Here is a 16,334-nt window from a genome sequence, read left to right on the forward strand (position 1 = left end):
CCAATTTTAGGATTCATAACCAGTCAGATTGAAGCGGGGAACGGAAGGCGTAATGAGGAACCTACCTCTAACTCGACCACTGCCAACCATCCATGATTAGGGAAACCGAACGTCTGGCTTGAACCATCGTACCATGATTAGGGAAACCGAACGTCTGGCTTGAACCATCGTAAGTGTTAAGTAGCGAAATAGGTTGATACGCTGCGTCTAAAACAAAGGCAAGGGGAAAAGTAGGGTACTTATGACATCACCTACACAGACCTTTAAAAGTACCCCGGTGGAAAGGACGAATCTAAAGATGGAATGCCCGCATAGATGGAACGTTGAAACTCCTTATTGGCTCTCAAGTGGCAGGATGTACCTGTGGAGTAGTGAAAAGTGTAAGCGTATGCCTTTAAGGGGAAAGGATGTGACTGAAAGCTAATGCCTAACTGTAATGGTTAGGATATGCCCACTAGTCACGGTGTGGATATAGAGACCGCGACAACTAAGAGTGTTATGACGAAAACGAGTTAATGACTACGTGTGTATATAGCTCCGAAAGTTGAGGTCATAAAGCAGGGGGTTGTAGCCCTGTTCCCACTGACAAAGGGGTATCCATATCAGGAGCCGTATGAGGTGAAAGTCTCAAGTACGGTTTGGAATTGGAGTTGGGGAAGGTGACTTCCCTTTCGACCATAACTTTAGCCGCTTGATGCTTCAATGTTTGCTGAAAACGGTAATGAGACCATGTAACCATTTTCCGTGCTGTCTTAGTTGACAGCCGTCGCTTGCCTCGTTTGACCATATTTTTGACCTCAAATTTAGGCAAAAATATGACTTTGTACTTGCTGCATAGATAGTTAGCTGCTTTCTTGTGCAGCTCTGAAACCAGGTCACGAATTTTCACCCGAATCTTTTGTGCAGCTTTTCGCAGACAGTGCCGTAGGCGCTTAAATTGGCGTCCCTTGGATAGACCAATTCGAGACATTAACCTATCGAGGTGGGTAGCCAGTCGATAAATACGTCCCATGTCCGACTTGCCAATTTCCCAAATTTCTTGCCCGTCAAACCCAGTTAGAAATGTCCTTACCCCTGGATCAAGGGCGATGGCTAGGTCGCTGTTTAGTGGTTCTAGCTTAGGCGCATCTATGGCATAACAGATAAACCAGCGCCCTCTATCTAGCACCAAGGTGGGCTCGTGGTGCATCTTGTCGATAATTGGCTCACTTGCCTTGAACCTTAATCCCTTGGTCTGTGTCGGATAAAATGTCCCCTTTTTCCAATTATCTTTTGGAAATCGGATAGACTTAACCGGGTCGCGCACAGACCGAAACTTAGCATCTCCCCCTGATTTTATTGCTGCTTTGTGCGCCTCATCAGCTTGGAATACCGCCAATTGGCGTGGGTTATATGGGGTTTGGCTTACCCAAAATGGAGCCGTATCCATGACCGTTTTCCGTAGGTCATATTTACCAATCCTCTTAGTTTTAAGTATGGCAATGGCTTGATTAAAGCACCATCGGGCGGCGGATATCCATTGAAACCACGTCTTAGCCAAGGCTGTCTCTGGGTAAATCCGAATCTTCTTTGATAACAGACTTGTATTTCCTGAGTCCGTACCATCGACAACTGAAGACGTGGACAATGGCAAGGATATCTTCAACCATTTCTGGTTCTGGAGATAAGTCACGTTTGTTGAGAACCACGAGTTGGCAATTTTGCTGTTGACAGAACCATTCGATGAGGTCAAAACCGAACCGAACGAGTCGGTCTTGGTGCGAGACCACAACTTCTCTGACGTTTCCTGACAGAACTTGTCCCAAAAGGGAAAGTAATCCTTTGCGCTTGTAGTTGAGTCCGGAGCCGATGTCTTTGATAATGAGTCCGTCTGTGAACATCGATTGCAGGTAATTTGCTTGTCGTTACTGGTCTGATTTTTGTTTGTACGAGCTAACTCTGGCGTAAAGGATTCTGATTCTGGTATCGCCTTTTGGATTGACAACGGAATCGATAGCGTACCGTCGATGACCCGCAGGAGTTATAATTGTGCATATTTTTCCGTCTCTATCCCAGTAACGCACAGTGTTCTTTCTGAGACTTGAAGGATTTGAGACGCTTCCCTCGGTGTTGCATATTTCATGGTTGTTGTTTGACACTGTAGTCAATATACTACCATAACTGGAGAAATATTTCTGGAAATATCTTGAAATTACCTGTTAATCCCCCTCTAATCCGAAACAGTTTGACGCACCCTAGGCGCGGATAGTTCAGGGTATATTCACAAAATGTCGTTTTTGTCAAGAGGCGGATTTGGGGCGATCGCTTTTTCCTCAAAAACTCGTGCATCGGGATTTTAAAATTTTACTCGGATAATTTTATGAGGGGCGATATAATCATGGTTTTAGCTGCTTTTTTGGCGTATAGACACAGCAAGCCCTTGGAAGCGATTTATATGATGATACTCTAACCCGCATCCTGTCGTCAAGTTTTTGAGAGAAGTTATCAACAAAAATTTATCAATCTTTGGAAAATCAAAAGTTTTTGCCGAAATACATCAGGGAAACTTAACTACAGCTTGTTCACCAGTCGCTTAATACATTGCCCTCATCACCCTAAATCCCTCAATACATCAGGGAAACTTAACTACAGCTTGTTCACCAGTCGCTTAATACATTGCCCTCACCCTAAATCTGGATCCCAGAGAGGGAGAGGGACTTTGAGAGGTGATCAGATCATTTCTGAACAGGCTGTAAAGCCGGGATTAGTTTGAGTAGTTATGGCTATGTAGTTTTGTAGAGTCCCTGAAGGGAGCAACTGATCGGTGGGCCATTAGCCAGTTAAAGATGGAGATATTTCGTCTAGGGAATAGCCCATCATAGCAGGGCTGTATCTACTGTTATATCAAGATTTGTATCGCTCAGGAACAAAGTCGGAAAAACCAACTTATCCTAAAAGAAAGACCGTTTAATAATAACAAAAAGCTAATAAAAATTGAGGTAAACCAGAATGATGGATAAGTATTTGTGTCCGTGCTGTTCTGAGCCGCTTCTCATTCATATTATCGCCCATAAGAAAATTGGCTTTTGTATGAACTGTCATCAGGAAATGCCACTAATTGAGCAAAGTCGGCAAATGGCTACTGTGACCGAACCTGTAGATGTTAGCACCATAAACACAGAGCAACTGAGTCGGGATCAAGTATCTCGGTGGACCCTCCAGACCACGGCGGCGGGAATTTGGATTTTGGATCGCCAGACGAAGACGGCATTTGTTAATCCGAAAATGGCAGAAATCCTGGGATATACTCCGGAAGAGATGATTGGTAAATCTCTGTGGAAATTTATGGATGAGAGACACCCGGCATTTTCGGCGATCGCTCACCAAAATCACCCAGGCGATCGCGAAGAGAAATATAATCTGAGTCTGCGACACCGTTTAGGAAAATCGGTTTGGGTAACACTGTCGGTGCGTCCCCTATTTGATGAAGAAAACCAGTTTGAAGGAAATCTCTGCATTGCCATTGACACCAGTTCCCAAAAAGTGATGGAAGATGCCATCAAGAAACAATCACAACGGGAAGAAGCCATGGAAAGGTTAACCCAAGTGATCCGAAATTCCCTGAATTTAGAGCGGATCTTTCAGATGGCAGTGACTGAACTGGGGAAAATTTTTAAAGTCGAGTCGGTGCAAATTGTGCAGTTTATTGCCCAAGGCAAATCATGGTTAAATAGGGCTGAATATCGACAACCGACTAATTCTATATTGGCTAAAATCCCATCTAATTCGGGTAAAACCTACACTAAACAGGTGGGGTCGGAATTACCGTCAGTGTTGCGATCGCTAACCCTGAAGGTCCCCAATTCCCAAGATGAAGCCACCATTCAAGACTTCCTACAAAGCTGTCCAGGGGGGTGGCTACCAATTCCCCTGTATAGTCGCAGTCGTTTATGGGGAAGTTTAAGCCTAGTGATGACTGACCCCGGTTATCAGTGGCAAGAGTCCGACCTGAAACTGATCCATGGTTTTGCGAATCAACTGTCGATCGCCATTTATCAAGCCGAACTCTACCACCAACTAGAAGAGTCTAACCGCAAACTCCAGCAACTTGACATCATCGACAGTCTCACCGGACTGGTAAGCCGTCATGGTTTTAATGATTATCTCAGTCGCCAATGGCAGCGAATGATGGAGGAACAAGCGCCCCTATCTCTGATTTTATCGCGCGTTGAAGATTGGGAACAATACCGAGAGCAACAGGGTGACAACGCCGCTGATCAATGTTTGCGTAATGTTGCCAAAATCATTAAACATACTGTCACCCACCCTCACGGTTTGGTTGCTCGTTATCAACAGGCAGAATTTGCGGTATTATTGCCTTCTACCAATGCTCGATGGGCGGTGCGCCTAGTGGATACTATCCAGGAACAAATTGGACAACTTAGCCAAGTGTCGATTTATTCCCAAAGATTACTCAGTTTTGGGGTTGCCAGTAGCACTCCGGCGATCGGTTTACAGACTCAAACTTTAACCACGGCGGCGGAACAAGCCCTTAATCGCGGTGCTTCTCGATTTTGTCAGTGTCTGCTTTCCCAAAAAGACTAACAACAGAGTTGTTGTCGATTAGCCAACAATTATGAAACCCTCCCATGCCTTCTGATTCCATTACTGACATTCCTCAATGGCCTCTGACAATCTGGGCGATGCCTTTCTATCTGCGATCGCCTTTGGTTTCTATCGCTGCAAGCCCCATATAATAGGGATTTGTCCGCGATTTTACCATCTATTTATCCAAAATTGTTTGGCTGTCAAAATATCTAAAAGCCCGGTACTTAGACAATATTTATTAGCATATTGATGGGGAAATTAACATTAAATGATGCTAAGAATTATCACTATATGTAATTATTTGTAAACTCCTAGGCACTTTCATAAAAATCGTCTACCATAGACAAAATTGGCAACCATCATCTACATGGAATCATGCTTTTCGACATCATCACCGAAAACGGATTAGACTTGGGTATAGCTACTCCTGGTAATGACAGAATTATCATGTCTGAACTCCCCCCAGAACAGCTCGCCTATTTCAGATCCTCACCTTTTCCAGATGCGATCGCTCTGTTGGCGGGAAATGATTATGCAGTTAATGATAATACCGGACGCATTTTTTACGGAAACCAAGGTAATGACACCATTATTGGCGGCGGTGGCAATGATACCCTTTTTGGTGGTAAGGATAATGACTTATTAGAAGCAGGTGGCGGTAATAATATTCTATTCGGTAATTTGGGTAATGATACCCTAATTGGAGGGTCGGGAAACGATAGTCTTTATGGCGGCGCTGGTAATGATGTCATTATTGGAGGTCCGGGAAATAGTCTCATATCCGGCGATAAAGGCTTGGATACCTTAACAGGAGGGGGAGGCGCTAATCAATTTATCCTAGCTCCATCAACTGCTGACCGGGATCTAATTACTGACTTTCAGCCGGGAGTTGATCAAATTATTGTTTCTAATGGCGATCGTCAATTAGTCGTTCAAGCCCTAGACCCTTTCACCACCCAAATTCTCGAAAATGGCGGCGTATTAGCCACATTAAATAATGTCAGCATTTCATCTATTAGTACCAATGACTTTATCGGTGGCAGAATATTCATTCAAAACACAACCACAAATAATCCTGATGATGGACCTAACCAAGTCTTTGAGCAACAAGTCCTACAACTGGTCAACCAAGAACGCGCCCAGGAGGGTTTACAGCCCTTATCCTTAAACCGCCTATTAACTCAAGCCGCACGAAACCATAGCACCAACATGGCGTGGCAAGATTTCTTTAGTCATACTGGGCTTGATGGTTCTAGCCCCAGTGACCGCGCCCGAGCCGTAGGATTTACATCTGGGGTCGGAGAAAATATTGCCGCAGGTCATCGTACACCAGAATCTGTGGTTGAGGGGTGGATGGATAGCCCAGGACATCGCGAGAATATCCTCAATCCTAATTATACCCAAATTGGTGTTGGTCACTACTTCCTCAGCAATGACACTGGAAGTTTTAATTTAAACAACTACTGGACTCAGAAATTTGCCTTTTAGCAGTAGGTTGGGTGTAGGTACGAAACCCAACATCTTACTGAGTAGGTTGGGTGTAGGTACGAAACCCAACATCTTACTGAGTAGGTTGGGTGTAGGTACGAAACCCAACATCTTACTGCGGGTACGAAACCCACTATAAAGCCTATAACCCCTATTCTACCGTTACTCTAATGCACTCAAAAGCGATCGCATTATTAGGAGTTAGTGCAAAATGAGTGCAAGTACAAACAGTACACATAGTGCTACATATCAAGGCTTTCAAGACATTCTTGAGTTTTTCAACCTATCCCGCAAACAATGTCCCAAAGGTGTCAGGATTAAACGTAACCGGGGGACAATCCAACTAGACATCACCACTGACCCGGAAACGGGGGGACGTAAACAACGGGGCTGTAATTGTCAGTTTACCCCAGAGGGTATCCGCAAGGCTGTTGACAAGGCTTGGTTAGTTCATAAATCCCTTGACGGACAATTTCAGTCGGTGTCTGAATGGCTGGACTGGTACAAGGCTACTATCCTTGATGAAAACAAAACTCCCCTAAAGAATGACTTAATCACCTACCGTCAAGTGTTTAAAGAGATGGAGGATGATTACTTTAACGGAGTTCACAAAAACACTAAGCGCAAACGTTCCCGTGATATAGCTAGTGACAGAGCCTCTTTTAAGCGCTGTTTCTTAGATGTATTTAACAAAGTTACAAACTGGGATAGTTACGTTACCTGGGAGGGTATAAAAGAAACCTTGTATACTCCATTGCCAGACGGTAGCAGCCCGGTAGGACATAAGGATTTTAAGGACCGATATTACAAGTTAAGGCAGGTAGCGGAACGGGCTGGCTGCAAAAAAGCACTGGACAAGCTAGAAAAAATTGACCCTACCCAAACAGTATTTGCTGAATCCCAAAGTATAGACTTGGATACCTTGTTAAGTTTACTAGACAAAGAACGCAACGCTGATTATCGTTCTGTCACAGACAATAACGCTCGTGATGGTTGGTGTTGGGTTAGTGCAATGTGTACTTTATATGGGTTAAGACCGTCTGAAGTAGCAGCAGGTCAAAATTTAACTAAGCCAGTTAAGATTGATGGCATTACCTTCCCAGTCATATCTGACCCTACCAACATTGAGTTAGTGTTAGTGATTGGAGAATTTACCTATTTTGGGGGTTCTACTAAGACAGGCTGGCGGTTAGCTATCCCAATGTCAAAAGACAAGACTCTGATTAACCGCTTAGGGATTCATAACGTCTACTTACCTGTTACTAAGTCTAAAAACCCTGGTATGTTTAACGATAATCACCGTAAATGGTTATCACAACATAATTGGGGATTTACTCAAGCTTATGCTTTCCGTCATCTTGGTAACCAACTGGGAGAGATGAATGGGATACCACAGGAAATCAGAGCGCGTTCGTTTGGTCACTCGGTAACGGTTAATGACAGCAAGTACAAAAAACGTCGCAACCTTGCCACAGAGTTAGGTATCCTGACGCGGCATCAAAGGCAACCATTGCCGTTAGACATGGGAAGGCAAGTGTTAACCAATAATGGTATCAATCCAGACCTACCAGAGGTTAAGGCTATTCTCAGATTGCTATATCAGCTTGATGATTAATCTCCAATAAACCCACAATACAACACCCCCTAGGTATTTAGCCTAGGGGGTTTCATTTTGCACTAACTCCTAATAATGCGATCGCTTTGGAGTGCACTAGAGTAACGGTAGAATAGGGGTTATAGGCTTTATAGTGGGTTTCGTACCCAACATCTCCAATTAACTTAAACCCTTATCATTATTGCGATAGGAGGAAATTAACTAACCCGTTAGTCGTACTGTTACATTCAAAATGCACTCCATTCAGTCTTAGCACACGGGACAATTAGCGCATATCCCTCAGCAACAAAACTTAATTATTGACGGGTTAATCAATAAGCACAACTTAATCAATCTGTCAAATGCCTACTATCTCCCCCTAACCAAACACCGATAGGGTAACTCCCTTGTGATACCCGTCAATGGCAAGCCTATCGGTTCGTTCCTCACCATTGACTGCTATCACATCGTTCGTTTCCCCAATAGTGCTTGTTTCGGTTAGGGGGAGGGTATGGCTTAAAGTCAACACGATAGCCGTAGGTAGCCGTAGGTAGCCGTAGGGGGAACCCACTAGGTTATCAATGTACAACGATACCCCTATCAATGTACAAAGATATTAGGCTGTCTTTCTATGGACTAGACCTATAGGTAAACCTATGTGCGATCGCAAAACCTGAACTATCATCTACCGGAACCAACCCGATACCCCTAAACAACTTTTCAACTGGGGACTTGTTTCGTCATCTCTCGCTGATACCTACATAATCCTAGACAATTGCTTTACCAGCGACATCGGTTATTCACATAATCCTAGGGAATTGATTCCGCATCGAAACCGATACCTACATACTGCTAGACAAGTCTCCAATTTATAGGGGTAATCATCCCGTGCGGAACTCAGTACCCCTAATAGACGGGTTAAGGTTTTGGCTTAGGGTGTTTATTGTGGGTAAATTAGAGGCAAGCATTCATATAAATTTTCAATAGGCCTATTGCAATAGGCCTATTGGCAAAAAATACATAGACACCCCCTACAGTTAGAAACCATAGGGGGCCATTTAAGTTATTGGGGTAGCTGTTAGGTGTTAGGGCTTAGGGTTTTCTCCAACCATCATCATCAATATCATCTCTGTTAATTGGAAGAGGGGGTGATTGCTTTTTATCTTCTAACTGTTTTTTACAAACTGTTGATGGCATAAAATCATTAACATATCTAATCAAATAATTTAGGCTATTTTGGATACCGTCTAACCTATTCTCAATAAGTAAGTTTCCTGTATGCGTAATGAACGTACTGAGAATAATCGCGACAATAATTAATCCTAGTTCAACTATTATTAAGTTCATTTATATTAATTTCCAAAAATGAAGTGTAAACCATTTAATCCTTTCTAGTGGAGAAAATGAAGCGTAAAAATTGCTGTACGGCGGTGATTCAATTATTTGATATTCATTAAGCCATACAGTTTCTCTTTTAACTAACATAGCTTGATTAACATCATTGTAACCATAAAACTTAAGCCACCCTGCCATTTTCCAGTACACGGGTACACTGTCAGCGTCAAATAATATCCTAACAAATTTACTGCCAGAAATGTCAGGCAATTTTTTAGTACCGTGTAGAGTACTATCATCTTCTATCCTGAAATTAAGTTCATAAACTTTAAACCAATTACTTTCAGATATATCAAGTGCGTTAGGCATTATCTGTTAATTTATTGTTGAGTGTTTAGCATATTTTCCAATTTGTCGATTTTTTCTGATAATTCCTGAATTGCCGCAATCACTAATGGTATTAGTTTGTCATACATAATTGTTAAGTAATCTATTTTTTTGTCGTCAACTTCAGGACTATCTGTATGGTCATTTTTAATCACTTCAACTGCGTTAGGATATATATTTTGTACTTCTTGAGCAATTAAACCAAATTGTTCTGTACTTGGATTAAAGCCATGAAATGCTGCAAGTTCATTATACTTAAACCACGTGACTGTCAATGCGTTAATTTCGCTTAACCCTAGAGTTGGTTTTGATAAAAGTGTTTTGAATTTAAGATCAGAGCTACCTTTAACGTAGTCTCCATTATCGTTAATATAAGATACATTTGTGCCTCCTACTCTAAATCTAGTATGTACTCCAGATGATGAAAGAGTTGAGCTCTTTATAAAATATGTCTGCCCGTTATATAATTGTATTGAATATCTATTGTCAGGAGCACCTCGCCAAACATCGCTTTGATGAAAATTAATACCATGATATATAAATACTCTAGGATTATTATCTGCTTCTAATTGCATAGAATAATTCCCCTGATAAGAAAACGCCCAGCTATTTCCTCCAACTCTACTATTTAGTACTAAATTTGCCGAACCAGCACTAGAGCCTATCCGGCGGATGTCAAACCCCCTCCAAACATTAAAATCAATAAGCATATTTCCATCAGGAAAACTTTCATTAGTTGCAAAAGTTACTGGATTATTTGTTATGTTAAATGTTTTAATTCCTGTTAAAGTTTGATTACCTGTAGTTCTAACCACAGTTGAATCTACATTAATTGTTCTATTAGCTGCTAAAGTTCCTCCTCCTGATAAACCATCACCTGCTGTTAGTGTAATATTTGAATGTGTGTGCGTTGTGGGAGTCCTAGCGTCAGATAATCTACTATCATTACCTTGACAGGCTGTGTTTGCTGTAGTGCCATAAGCAACCGCCCATGTTGTGGCAGTACTCCCATTAAAATTATTTCCAGTTAATCCCGTACCATTTGTTAATGTATTAGGAGTATTGGCAGTTATTGTTATATTGGCACTACCATTAAACGAAGTCCCATTAATTGTTCTAGCAGTTTGAAGTGCTGTTGCTGTTCCGGCGTTTCCACTTATTGACCCGGTAATTAATGAATTAAATGTTTTAACTCCTGTCCATGTCTGATTCCCAGTTGTAATTATCCCTGAATTAGTTGCACTAGCTGTAGGTAAAGTAACATTAGTTCCTGTTGATGATGTAACTACAGGACCTGCTGTTGTTCCTGCTGTTACTCCTAAATTAGTTGCTACATTTACTTGTGCGCCTGCCGCAATCCCATCCAGCTTTGTCTTATCAGCGTTCGACATTACACCTGCAACGGTTGTTGTAGCAGCAGGTAATACAGCATTAGTACCGTCAGAACTGTTAACGGTTAACGTATTGCTTGTAGTGCTTGTAGAGAGGTTGGTGGATACGTTTGGGGCGGTGTTTCTAAACTCAGTTCCTACTAAAGTTAAGCCAGTTCCCGCAGAATAGGTTGTATTAGGAGGTGTTACCCAAACACCATCGCCGCGTAAATAGTTAGATGTACTGCCATTTGTATCAATGGCAGCAACATTACCTGAATTTGTTATTTGAGATAAGGTATGTGTATGGCTAGTTGGTGTTCTAGCATTTGATAATCTGACATCGTTACCTTCTGTAACAGTTCCAATAGTTGTTCCAAAATTTTTGTTAAATGCTGTACTTTTGGTAAAAGTAGGCTCTTTACCGTCTAATGTACTTTGAAGTCCTGTAACATTAGCAATAGTATGTGTATGTTCTGATGGAGTAAACGTAGACGGTTTGGACGTTATTTCAGTCCAGCTATGGGAATGAGTAGATGGGGGGAAAGTGCCAGGTTTATTAATAATATTATTCCAAATTAACTCAGTTAATTTGACTAAATTAGTATTGGAGTCAATAACTGCTTGTATCCGTTCATTAGTTAAATACAGATTAACTTCACCTTCTGGCAAGTCATCGGTTGATTGCCCAAACTTACTAGAGTAAATGTTGAAATTAGTCATAACTGCCTCTATATTGAGTAATCAAATAAATGGCTAATAACTTAATACTAGCCATTCATTTGATGATTACATATTGATATATTCGATAATTGTAACGCTGATACTAGCGCTAGATTCTGCTATCGCCTGTAACTCAGTTCTACCCCACGTTATTGAGATGGTATCACCTGGCTTAACCGAAAATGCAGCGTCTGACACGCTATCACCTGTAGGGTCAAATATTAGATGTACATTGGTATTTGACCGATTCTTTACAAACACCGTTCTACCGTTACTGGTAGCATTGATAGGCACAACTTCCGTGATAGTGTTAGCAGTCAAACTTATCGCGGTAGTTTCGGGAGTTCCCGGTATTTTACTGCTCATATTTAGAGTGTCTAAATTGACAACAGAACTATAAACTGAGAAACTCATAATAAACTCCTAAATCAAAGTAAAATTTACCAATTTATTGTTTGTTCTAACCCAACAATATTGGTTACGCTATCCTCAGTTATAGCATAGATAGAAGCTGTTGATTTTAGTTCATCATCCCACCCAGCGTTAGGAGGTAAATATAGGCATTGATAAGGTACACAGTTACTGATATCACCGTGACAAAACCATACCCCTACAGAACCTACATTTTGTAAGTGCAACCTATACCGATTAATATTTGAGGGTCTAACTAATGTGGGGGTATTGCCTATTGTCACCCCAAAATTTTCGGGTTGTGTCAATGTAGGGGTTTGAGGAACTGTATCGAGTTGATATTCAGCCATGCCCAAAATATTAATAGAATCATTGTTATGTAACTGAGTTAAACACCTAGCTTTAACTATTGAGTTGCTATCAATTGCTAAACCTTCGTTTTGATTAGTGATTAATTCAATTAACAGGTTTTCGGTGTGAATGCCTCCATAATATGGCAATTTGACAATCCCTAAATTTAACCCGTTTTCTGTTGCCATATTCCCATAAAATATCTGTAAATCTACCGCTCCCTGCAACACTTCCTGTTTTTTTTCCACCGTTGGTAATAGCTATCTTCCGGGTAAATTGTGGGGATTTGTGATTGTGCAATACTGGGAGTGTAACATCTAGCGTTTAACGATGATATATAGCTGTAAATACCGATATCATATTTATATCTTTCTGTCATTAATGATTCTAAAATAGTCCCGTTAAATAACTCTATGGCGTTACTCCAGTTAGCAGCGTTGATATTAGCCGTGATATTTTTAATACCTCTCATGATTTTAACCACCTATTAATAAATTATTTGTTAGTATAATATTACTACTTTAATGTGATTATTTAAATGGTTAGAAACACAATTAACCCATGGGACCCAGGTCCTACTAGGGAGCCACCAAAGAGAGATGAACCAAAGGGAGGTAAAAAACCGCGTGGGTTTGGTAGGAGACCTGGTTTTGGGGGTGGCAGAAGCGGCGGCGGTGGTGCTGGTAACAGTTTTGGCGGTCCTAATAGCGGTGACGAGGTAGATGATGATAAAGGAAGGCAACCACCAAAACCGGGGAACGAAATGCCAGACCCTCGTGATTATCCTGTTAAAAATAATAATAAATGGCATTTAATGATTTTTGCTCAAATAGTAAATAGTAGACTTAGCAGTGGAACATCTAGTATTAATAGGCATTGGTGGAGAAGGCAAGAAGCAACAACGTCAAATTTTAGACTTAATAAGATTGGATTAGATGTCTTTATAGAGTGGGAAGAATCATGGCATGATTCAGAGTACAATTACGAAGAGCCGATAATTGTACATAATGATTATATTAAACATCGTAAGTTATACCCGTTAAAACCTTACTATATGAATTCAGGTTGTGAAAGAGTTTCATTATATGGAAGTGGCTTTAATAGTTTTTATAACTCTGAATATAACGCTTCATGTCGTGATCCAAATAGGCTTATGATTAGTCCATTATTTGGGTCTATCTTTTACCGTTTAACTCCAGCCACAACCTGGACAGACGTAACAACTGTTTGGACTAAAGACCCGGAAGCAATGTTAGAATATATACATTTATGGGAAGTTCCATATATTGATAGAGGTCATCAATCATACTACGAATATGAGTCTGACGTATTGTGGGACGCCTATCGAGGTAGGTCGTATGAAAATACACGCTGGTATCCAGTATTTCCTACGAGTACTAGATTAAACTATACTTCTTTAGACGGTCCACGAATTTGGGAGAACACCCGTAATTATAGCTATAAACTATGGATTCTGTCTGAAGATAAAGATTATTTGCCGCCAGAAAACAACGTTCGTCAAATCACAATACCAGACAGACATGAATGAAGAATGCTGTGGAATGATTAGAAGGATTTACGAGTTCCTAGACCCTGAATCCTTTCCGGCTGAAATGCCTACAAAAATAACAGTAGATGCCGATAATCCTGATAATGGAATTAAAGAAATTAAAACATTGCCAGAGTGGTTAATGTACAGATTTGACATCGATGATGAGAGGTGGGGGGAATTTGAGGTAAAGGTAGAAATTAATGATATCAATCTTCTATCAGAAGAACAAGAAGAAGTAACAATAAAATTGCCTAATATTGCAGAATCTATAGCTGAAATTTTCGGGCTGGTTATGGAAATTGCCATCTCTCATCAGGTTACACAAAACGCTGTGTTAACCTGCTTACATGAAGCAGGTTTGGCTCACGCAGCAGCCTTTAAAGCTGGTAGGGAAGTCTCGGAAATATTAGACTATTTAGGCTTTGAAACTGAGGAAAAATACGAGAAACTAAAAACAGCTTTCACTCCAGAGGCTGATAATTTTGAGGAACTACTAGAACCTAACGAAAGTAAAGTTAAAATCACTAATCAAAAGAACGCGAAAGAAACACTAGAGACAGCCTTAAATCAAATAAAGGAAATATTCTCAATAGTTAGAGCGCAAGGTACTTTACAAGTTAATGGTAATGACCCATCAAAAGACATATTAGCCGATTTAACGCGGTTATATGATTCAATGAAAAAACAGGATGAGATTAGAGAACAGGAAACCAATAAAGTCAAAGAATTGCTCAAAAAAGACTTTCCTGATATCAAGATAGAAACCGAGTTAATAGACGGCGATAATCCACTAAGGGAGACTCTGTAATGGTAGCCAGAAGTGCAAGAATGCTAAGAACAACCCGTGGCTTATCCAGTCGTCAAACTAGGTCAGCAATTGGACGGAATGGAGTTAGACAGGTTAATTTTTCTCGACGAACATCAACCGAGGAAATGGGATGGTTTGGGAAGCTGTGGACAAAAGTCACAGGAAAAGTAGTTCAGTGGGGTAAATCATTTGCGGGTTGGTTATGGGAGGGACTTACTAAGTTCTTTTCTAGCTTTAGCTTTGAAAAAGTAGCGACATTTATTACCTCTAATTGGGACAGCTTTTGGAATTTCAACTGGAATATATCAGATGAACAGATAGACAAAAATATGATGAATATTGCTAATCAATTTATTAGTACTACCGCCGGTTTTTTGGGTAATATGGCAGGTAAATTAGTTTGTGGAGTATTGCCTACCATTGGTATTGCATTTATCAACAAAGCTGCTGCTATGCACATTGCCTTAAGCAAGGGACCTGAAATGCTTAGGGAAGTATCATCAGCTTTTGGTTCATACGTTAGGCAATCATTTAATATGGCTATGAAAGCTATAGCATGGCAACTGTTTAAACATGGTAGACGGGTTGTTAAAATGTTTTTAGCCGCAAGCCCTTCAGCGCTTGCGAAACGTATCGTTTCGATGGTTCCCGGTGGTAAAGACAGGATGAAAAAGTGGGGTGACGAAAAAGGTGAAGAATGGAGTTTTGGGAAACAGAGAAGGGACGCTAGAGAAAAATTACCAGAAGAATATGACGGCAAGTTAAGCACTATATGGAACCAAGATAGTTCAGAGGAATTTTGGGATGAATTCTCAGATAATTGTAAAGAAGCGATTATTTTAGTCGCTCAAGGCTTAGATGAATATATCGCGTTACAACGCATTGAGGAAAATAGACAGCAACAGTTAGTTAGCGCGGTTATAGAAAACGGCAGCGAACGTTTTAGATTAGTATCAAGTTTGCGTAATTTACAGGAAAATGTAACCAACGCATTAGCTCAAACTGAGATATTAGGAAATAGAGATATTGGTCAATTTGTAGGGTCGGGTGATATCTCTGAAGTTCCGAATAGCAGTAATTTAAAAATTCAGTTAACCTTCATTTTGTACAATTACGAAAAACCTCCATATTGGACTAAGGAAAGACGGTCAAAACTACAAAAAACTCAAATAGAACTCCCATCAGTAGAAAGACACGAAATAACCTGGGATAAATTACAAAGGATATTTACTCAACCTAGTAAATCGGCATTTACCAAAGGCAATATCAAAGTAACCTGTAATATGCGAAATGGTAGGAAATTTTCATTTTTTGTGAATGAAAGCTCTAAATCTGACGCTGAAAGAATTTGTAAGGATTTAGTACAATTAACAAGTTCCTCAATTGTTTATCCTTTGATATTTGAGGAACGTAAAGGTTTTGGCGGTAGGGAAAATGCGAAAAGAATCAAAGAGAGCAAAATGTATATCAGTGAAGTGAAAATACTTAACTGGGAATTAATTGATAAATTTGAACAAGCCAAAATCGATATGGGAGAGAATAGTGTTTTGGCAACGTACAAAGACCCTAGGAAGTCTAAAGTAAAAATTCCTTTACATTTTGAGAAGAAACCTAAGTGGGTAGATGACGCAATCAGAACAGCTACTAGAACGTCGTTAGAAATGAAAACTGGGAGTCAGCCACCAACTACAGCTTAATGTAGTTTTCATTGAATAGAAGCTACATATA

At 40.6% G+C, this 16,334-nt stretch carries 13 protein-coding genes and 2 pseudogenes; 5 read left to right on the top strand and 10 right to left on the bottom strand.

What is annotated here, in order from left to right:
- Positions 1 to 550 precede the first annotated feature (550 nt).
- The 3 genes and pseudogenes from N39L_RS24030 to N39L_RS24040 all read right to left on the bottom strand — a co-directional run bounded on the left by N39L_RS24030 (position 551) and on the right by N39L_RS24040 (position 2,328).
- Complete coding sequence (locus N39L_RS24030) at positions 551 to 1,540, bottom strand: RNA-guided endonuclease InsQ/TnpB family protein (protein ID WP_050856792.1); 990 nt, start codon at positions 1,538 to 1,540, stop codon at positions 551 to 553.
- Positions 1,533 to 2,122 (bottom strand): annotated as a pseudogene (locus N39L_RS24035) (IS607 family transposase). Before N39L_RS24035 ends, N39L_RS24030 begins: the two are co-directional and overlap by 8 nt.
- 29 nt (positions 2,123 to 2,151) lie before the next feature.
- Positions 2,152 to 2,328 carry a hypothetical protein gene (locus N39L_RS24040; protein WP_014276597.1) on the bottom strand — a complete coding sequence of 59 codons (177 nt, stop codon included), beginning with the start codon at positions 2,326 to 2,328 and terminating at the stop codon, positions 2,152 to 2,154.
- Between the two features lie 660 nt (positions 2,329 to 2,988).
- Between N39L_RS24040 and N39L_RS24045 the strand changes: the two genes are divergently transcribed.
- The 3 genes from N39L_RS24045 (at position 2,989) to N39L_RS24055 (ending at position 7,690) form a co-directional block, all read left to right on the top strand.
- Positions 2,989 to 4,584: a sensor domain-containing diguanylate cyclase gene (locus N39L_RS24045; RefSeq protein WP_035738175.1), complete on the top strand. Its 1,596-nt coding sequence runs from the start codon at positions 2,989 to 2,991 to the stop codon at positions 4,582 to 4,584.
- Between the two features lie 378 nt (positions 4,585 to 4,962).
- On the top strand, positions 4,963 to 6,075 hold the full coding sequence (locus tag N39L_RS24050) for a CAP domain-containing protein (protein ID WP_006616640.1): 1,113 nt from the start codon (positions 4,963 to 4,965) through the stop codon (positions 6,073 to 6,075).
- A 211-nt stretch (positions 6,076 to 6,286) separates the two neighbouring features.
- Positions 6,287 to 7,690, top strand: a complete 1,404-nt coding sequence (locus N39L_RS24055) for a site-specific integrase (protein WP_014276598.1) — start codon at positions 6,287 to 6,289, stop codon at positions 7,688 to 7,690.
- A 358-nt stretch (positions 7,691 to 8,048) separates the two neighbouring features.
- Here the strand turns inward: N39L_RS24055 and N39L_RS24060 are convergent, their stop codons facing one another.
- From N39L_RS24060 to N39L_RS24090, 7 genes are all read right to left on the bottom strand, one after another.
- Positions 8,049 to 8,258: a hypothetical protein gene (locus N39L_RS24060; protein WP_014276599.1), complete on the bottom strand. Its 210-nt coding sequence runs from the start codon at positions 8,256 to 8,258 to the stop codon at positions 8,049 to 8,051.
- 503 nt (positions 8,259 to 8,761) lie between these two features.
- The gene (locus tag N39L_RS24065) at positions 8,762 to 9,016 is read right to left on the bottom strand and encodes a hypothetical protein (protein WP_035737692.1); all 255 of its coding nucleotides are present in this window, start codon (positions 9,014 to 9,016) and stop codon (positions 8,762 to 8,764) included.
- Positions 9,017 to 9,373 (bottom strand): hypothetical protein, encoded by a 357-nt coding sequence (locus tag N39L_RS24070; RefSeq protein WP_014276600.1) that lies wholly within the window; start codon positions 9,371 to 9,373, stop codon positions 9,017 to 9,019.
- A gap of 11 nt (positions 9,374 to 9,384) precedes the next feature.
- Positions 9,385 to 11,484 carry a tail fiber domain-containing protein gene (locus N39L_RS24075; RefSeq protein ID WP_014276601.1) on the bottom strand — a complete coding sequence of 700 codons (2,100 nt, stop codon included), beginning with the start codon at positions 11,482 to 11,484 and terminating at the stop codon, positions 9,385 to 9,387.
- Between the two features lie 66 nt (positions 11,485 to 11,550).
- Positions 11,551 to 11,898: a hypothetical protein gene (locus N39L_RS24080; protein ID WP_014274438.1), complete on the bottom strand. Its 348-nt coding sequence runs from the start codon at positions 11,896 to 11,898 to the stop codon at positions 11,551 to 11,553.
- 26 nt (positions 11,899 to 11,924) lie between these two features.
- Entirely contained in the window at positions 11,925 to 12,494 is a 570-nt protein-coding gene (locus tag N39L_RS24085; protein ID WP_231851993.1) for a hypothetical protein, read from the bottom strand.
- Positions 12,458 to 12,718, bottom strand: coding sequence for a hypothetical protein (locus N39L_RS24090; protein WP_014275596.1), 261 nt, complete (start codon positions 12,716 to 12,718; stop codon positions 12,458 to 12,460). The genes N39L_RS24085 and N39L_RS24090 overlap by 37 nt, the downstream gene beginning before the upstream one ends.
- 66 nt (positions 12,719 to 12,784) lie before the next feature.
- Here N39L_RS24090 and N39L_RS24095 point away from each other — a divergent pair.
- Positions 12,785 to 14,606, top strand: a pseudogene (locus N39L_RS24095) (hypothetical protein).
- A complete protein-coding gene (locus N39L_RS24100; RefSeq protein ID WP_193353185.1) occupies positions 14,606 to 16,303 on the top strand; it encodes a hypothetical protein in 1,698 nt (565 codons plus the stop codon). The pseudogene N39L_RS24095 and the gene N39L_RS24100 overlap by 1 nt, the downstream one beginning before the upstream one ends.
- Positions 16,304 to 16,334: the final 31 nt, after the last annotated feature.

The sequence above is a fragment of the Limnospira platensis NIES-39 genome (assembly GCF_026000695.1).
Lineage (GTDB): Bacteria > Cyanobacteriota > Cyanobacteriia > Cyanobacteriales > Microcoleaceae > Limnospira > Limnospira platensis.

Excerpts from the sequence above, each read along its gene's own strand:
- N39L_RS24040 (WP_014276597.1), bottom strand. The coding sequence starts at position 2,328 with ATGCACGAGTTTTTGAGGAAAAAGCGATCGCCCCAAATCCGCCTCTTG.
- N39L_RS24045 (WP_035738175.1), top strand. The coding sequence starts at position 2,989 with ATGATGGATAAGTATTTGTGTCCGTGCTGTTCTGAGCCGCTTCTCATT.
- N39L_RS24050 (WP_006616640.1), top strand. The coding sequence starts at position 4,963 with ATGCTTTTCGACATCATCACCGAAAACGGATTAGACTTGGGTATAGCT.
- N39L_RS24055 (WP_014276598.1), top strand. The coding sequence starts at position 6,287 with ATGAGTGCAAGTACAAACAGTACACATAGTGCTACATATCAAGGCTTT.
- N39L_RS24065 (WP_035737692.1), bottom strand. The coding sequence starts at position 9,016 with ATGAACTTAATAATAGTTGAACTAGGATTAATTATTGTCGCGATTATT.
- N39L_RS24070 (WP_014276600.1), bottom strand. The coding sequence starts at position 9,373 with ATGCCTAACGCACTTGATATATCTGAAAGTAATTGGTTTAAAGTTTAT.
- N39L_RS24075 (WP_014276601.1), bottom strand. The coding sequence starts at position 11,484 with ATGACTAATTTCAACATTTACTCTAGTAAGTTTGGGCAATCAACCGAT.
- N39L_RS24080 (WP_014274438.1), bottom strand. The coding sequence starts at position 11,898 with ATGAGTTTCTCAGTTTATAGTTCTGTTGTCAATTTAGACACTCTAAAT.
- N39L_RS24090 (WP_014275596.1), bottom strand. The coding sequence starts at position 12,718 with ATGAGAGGTATTAAAAATATCACGGCTAATATCAACGCTGCTAACTGG.
- N39L_RS24100 (WP_193353185.1), top strand. The coding sequence starts at position 14,606 with ATGGTAGCCAGAAGTGCAAGAATGCTAAGAACAACCCGTGGCTTATCC.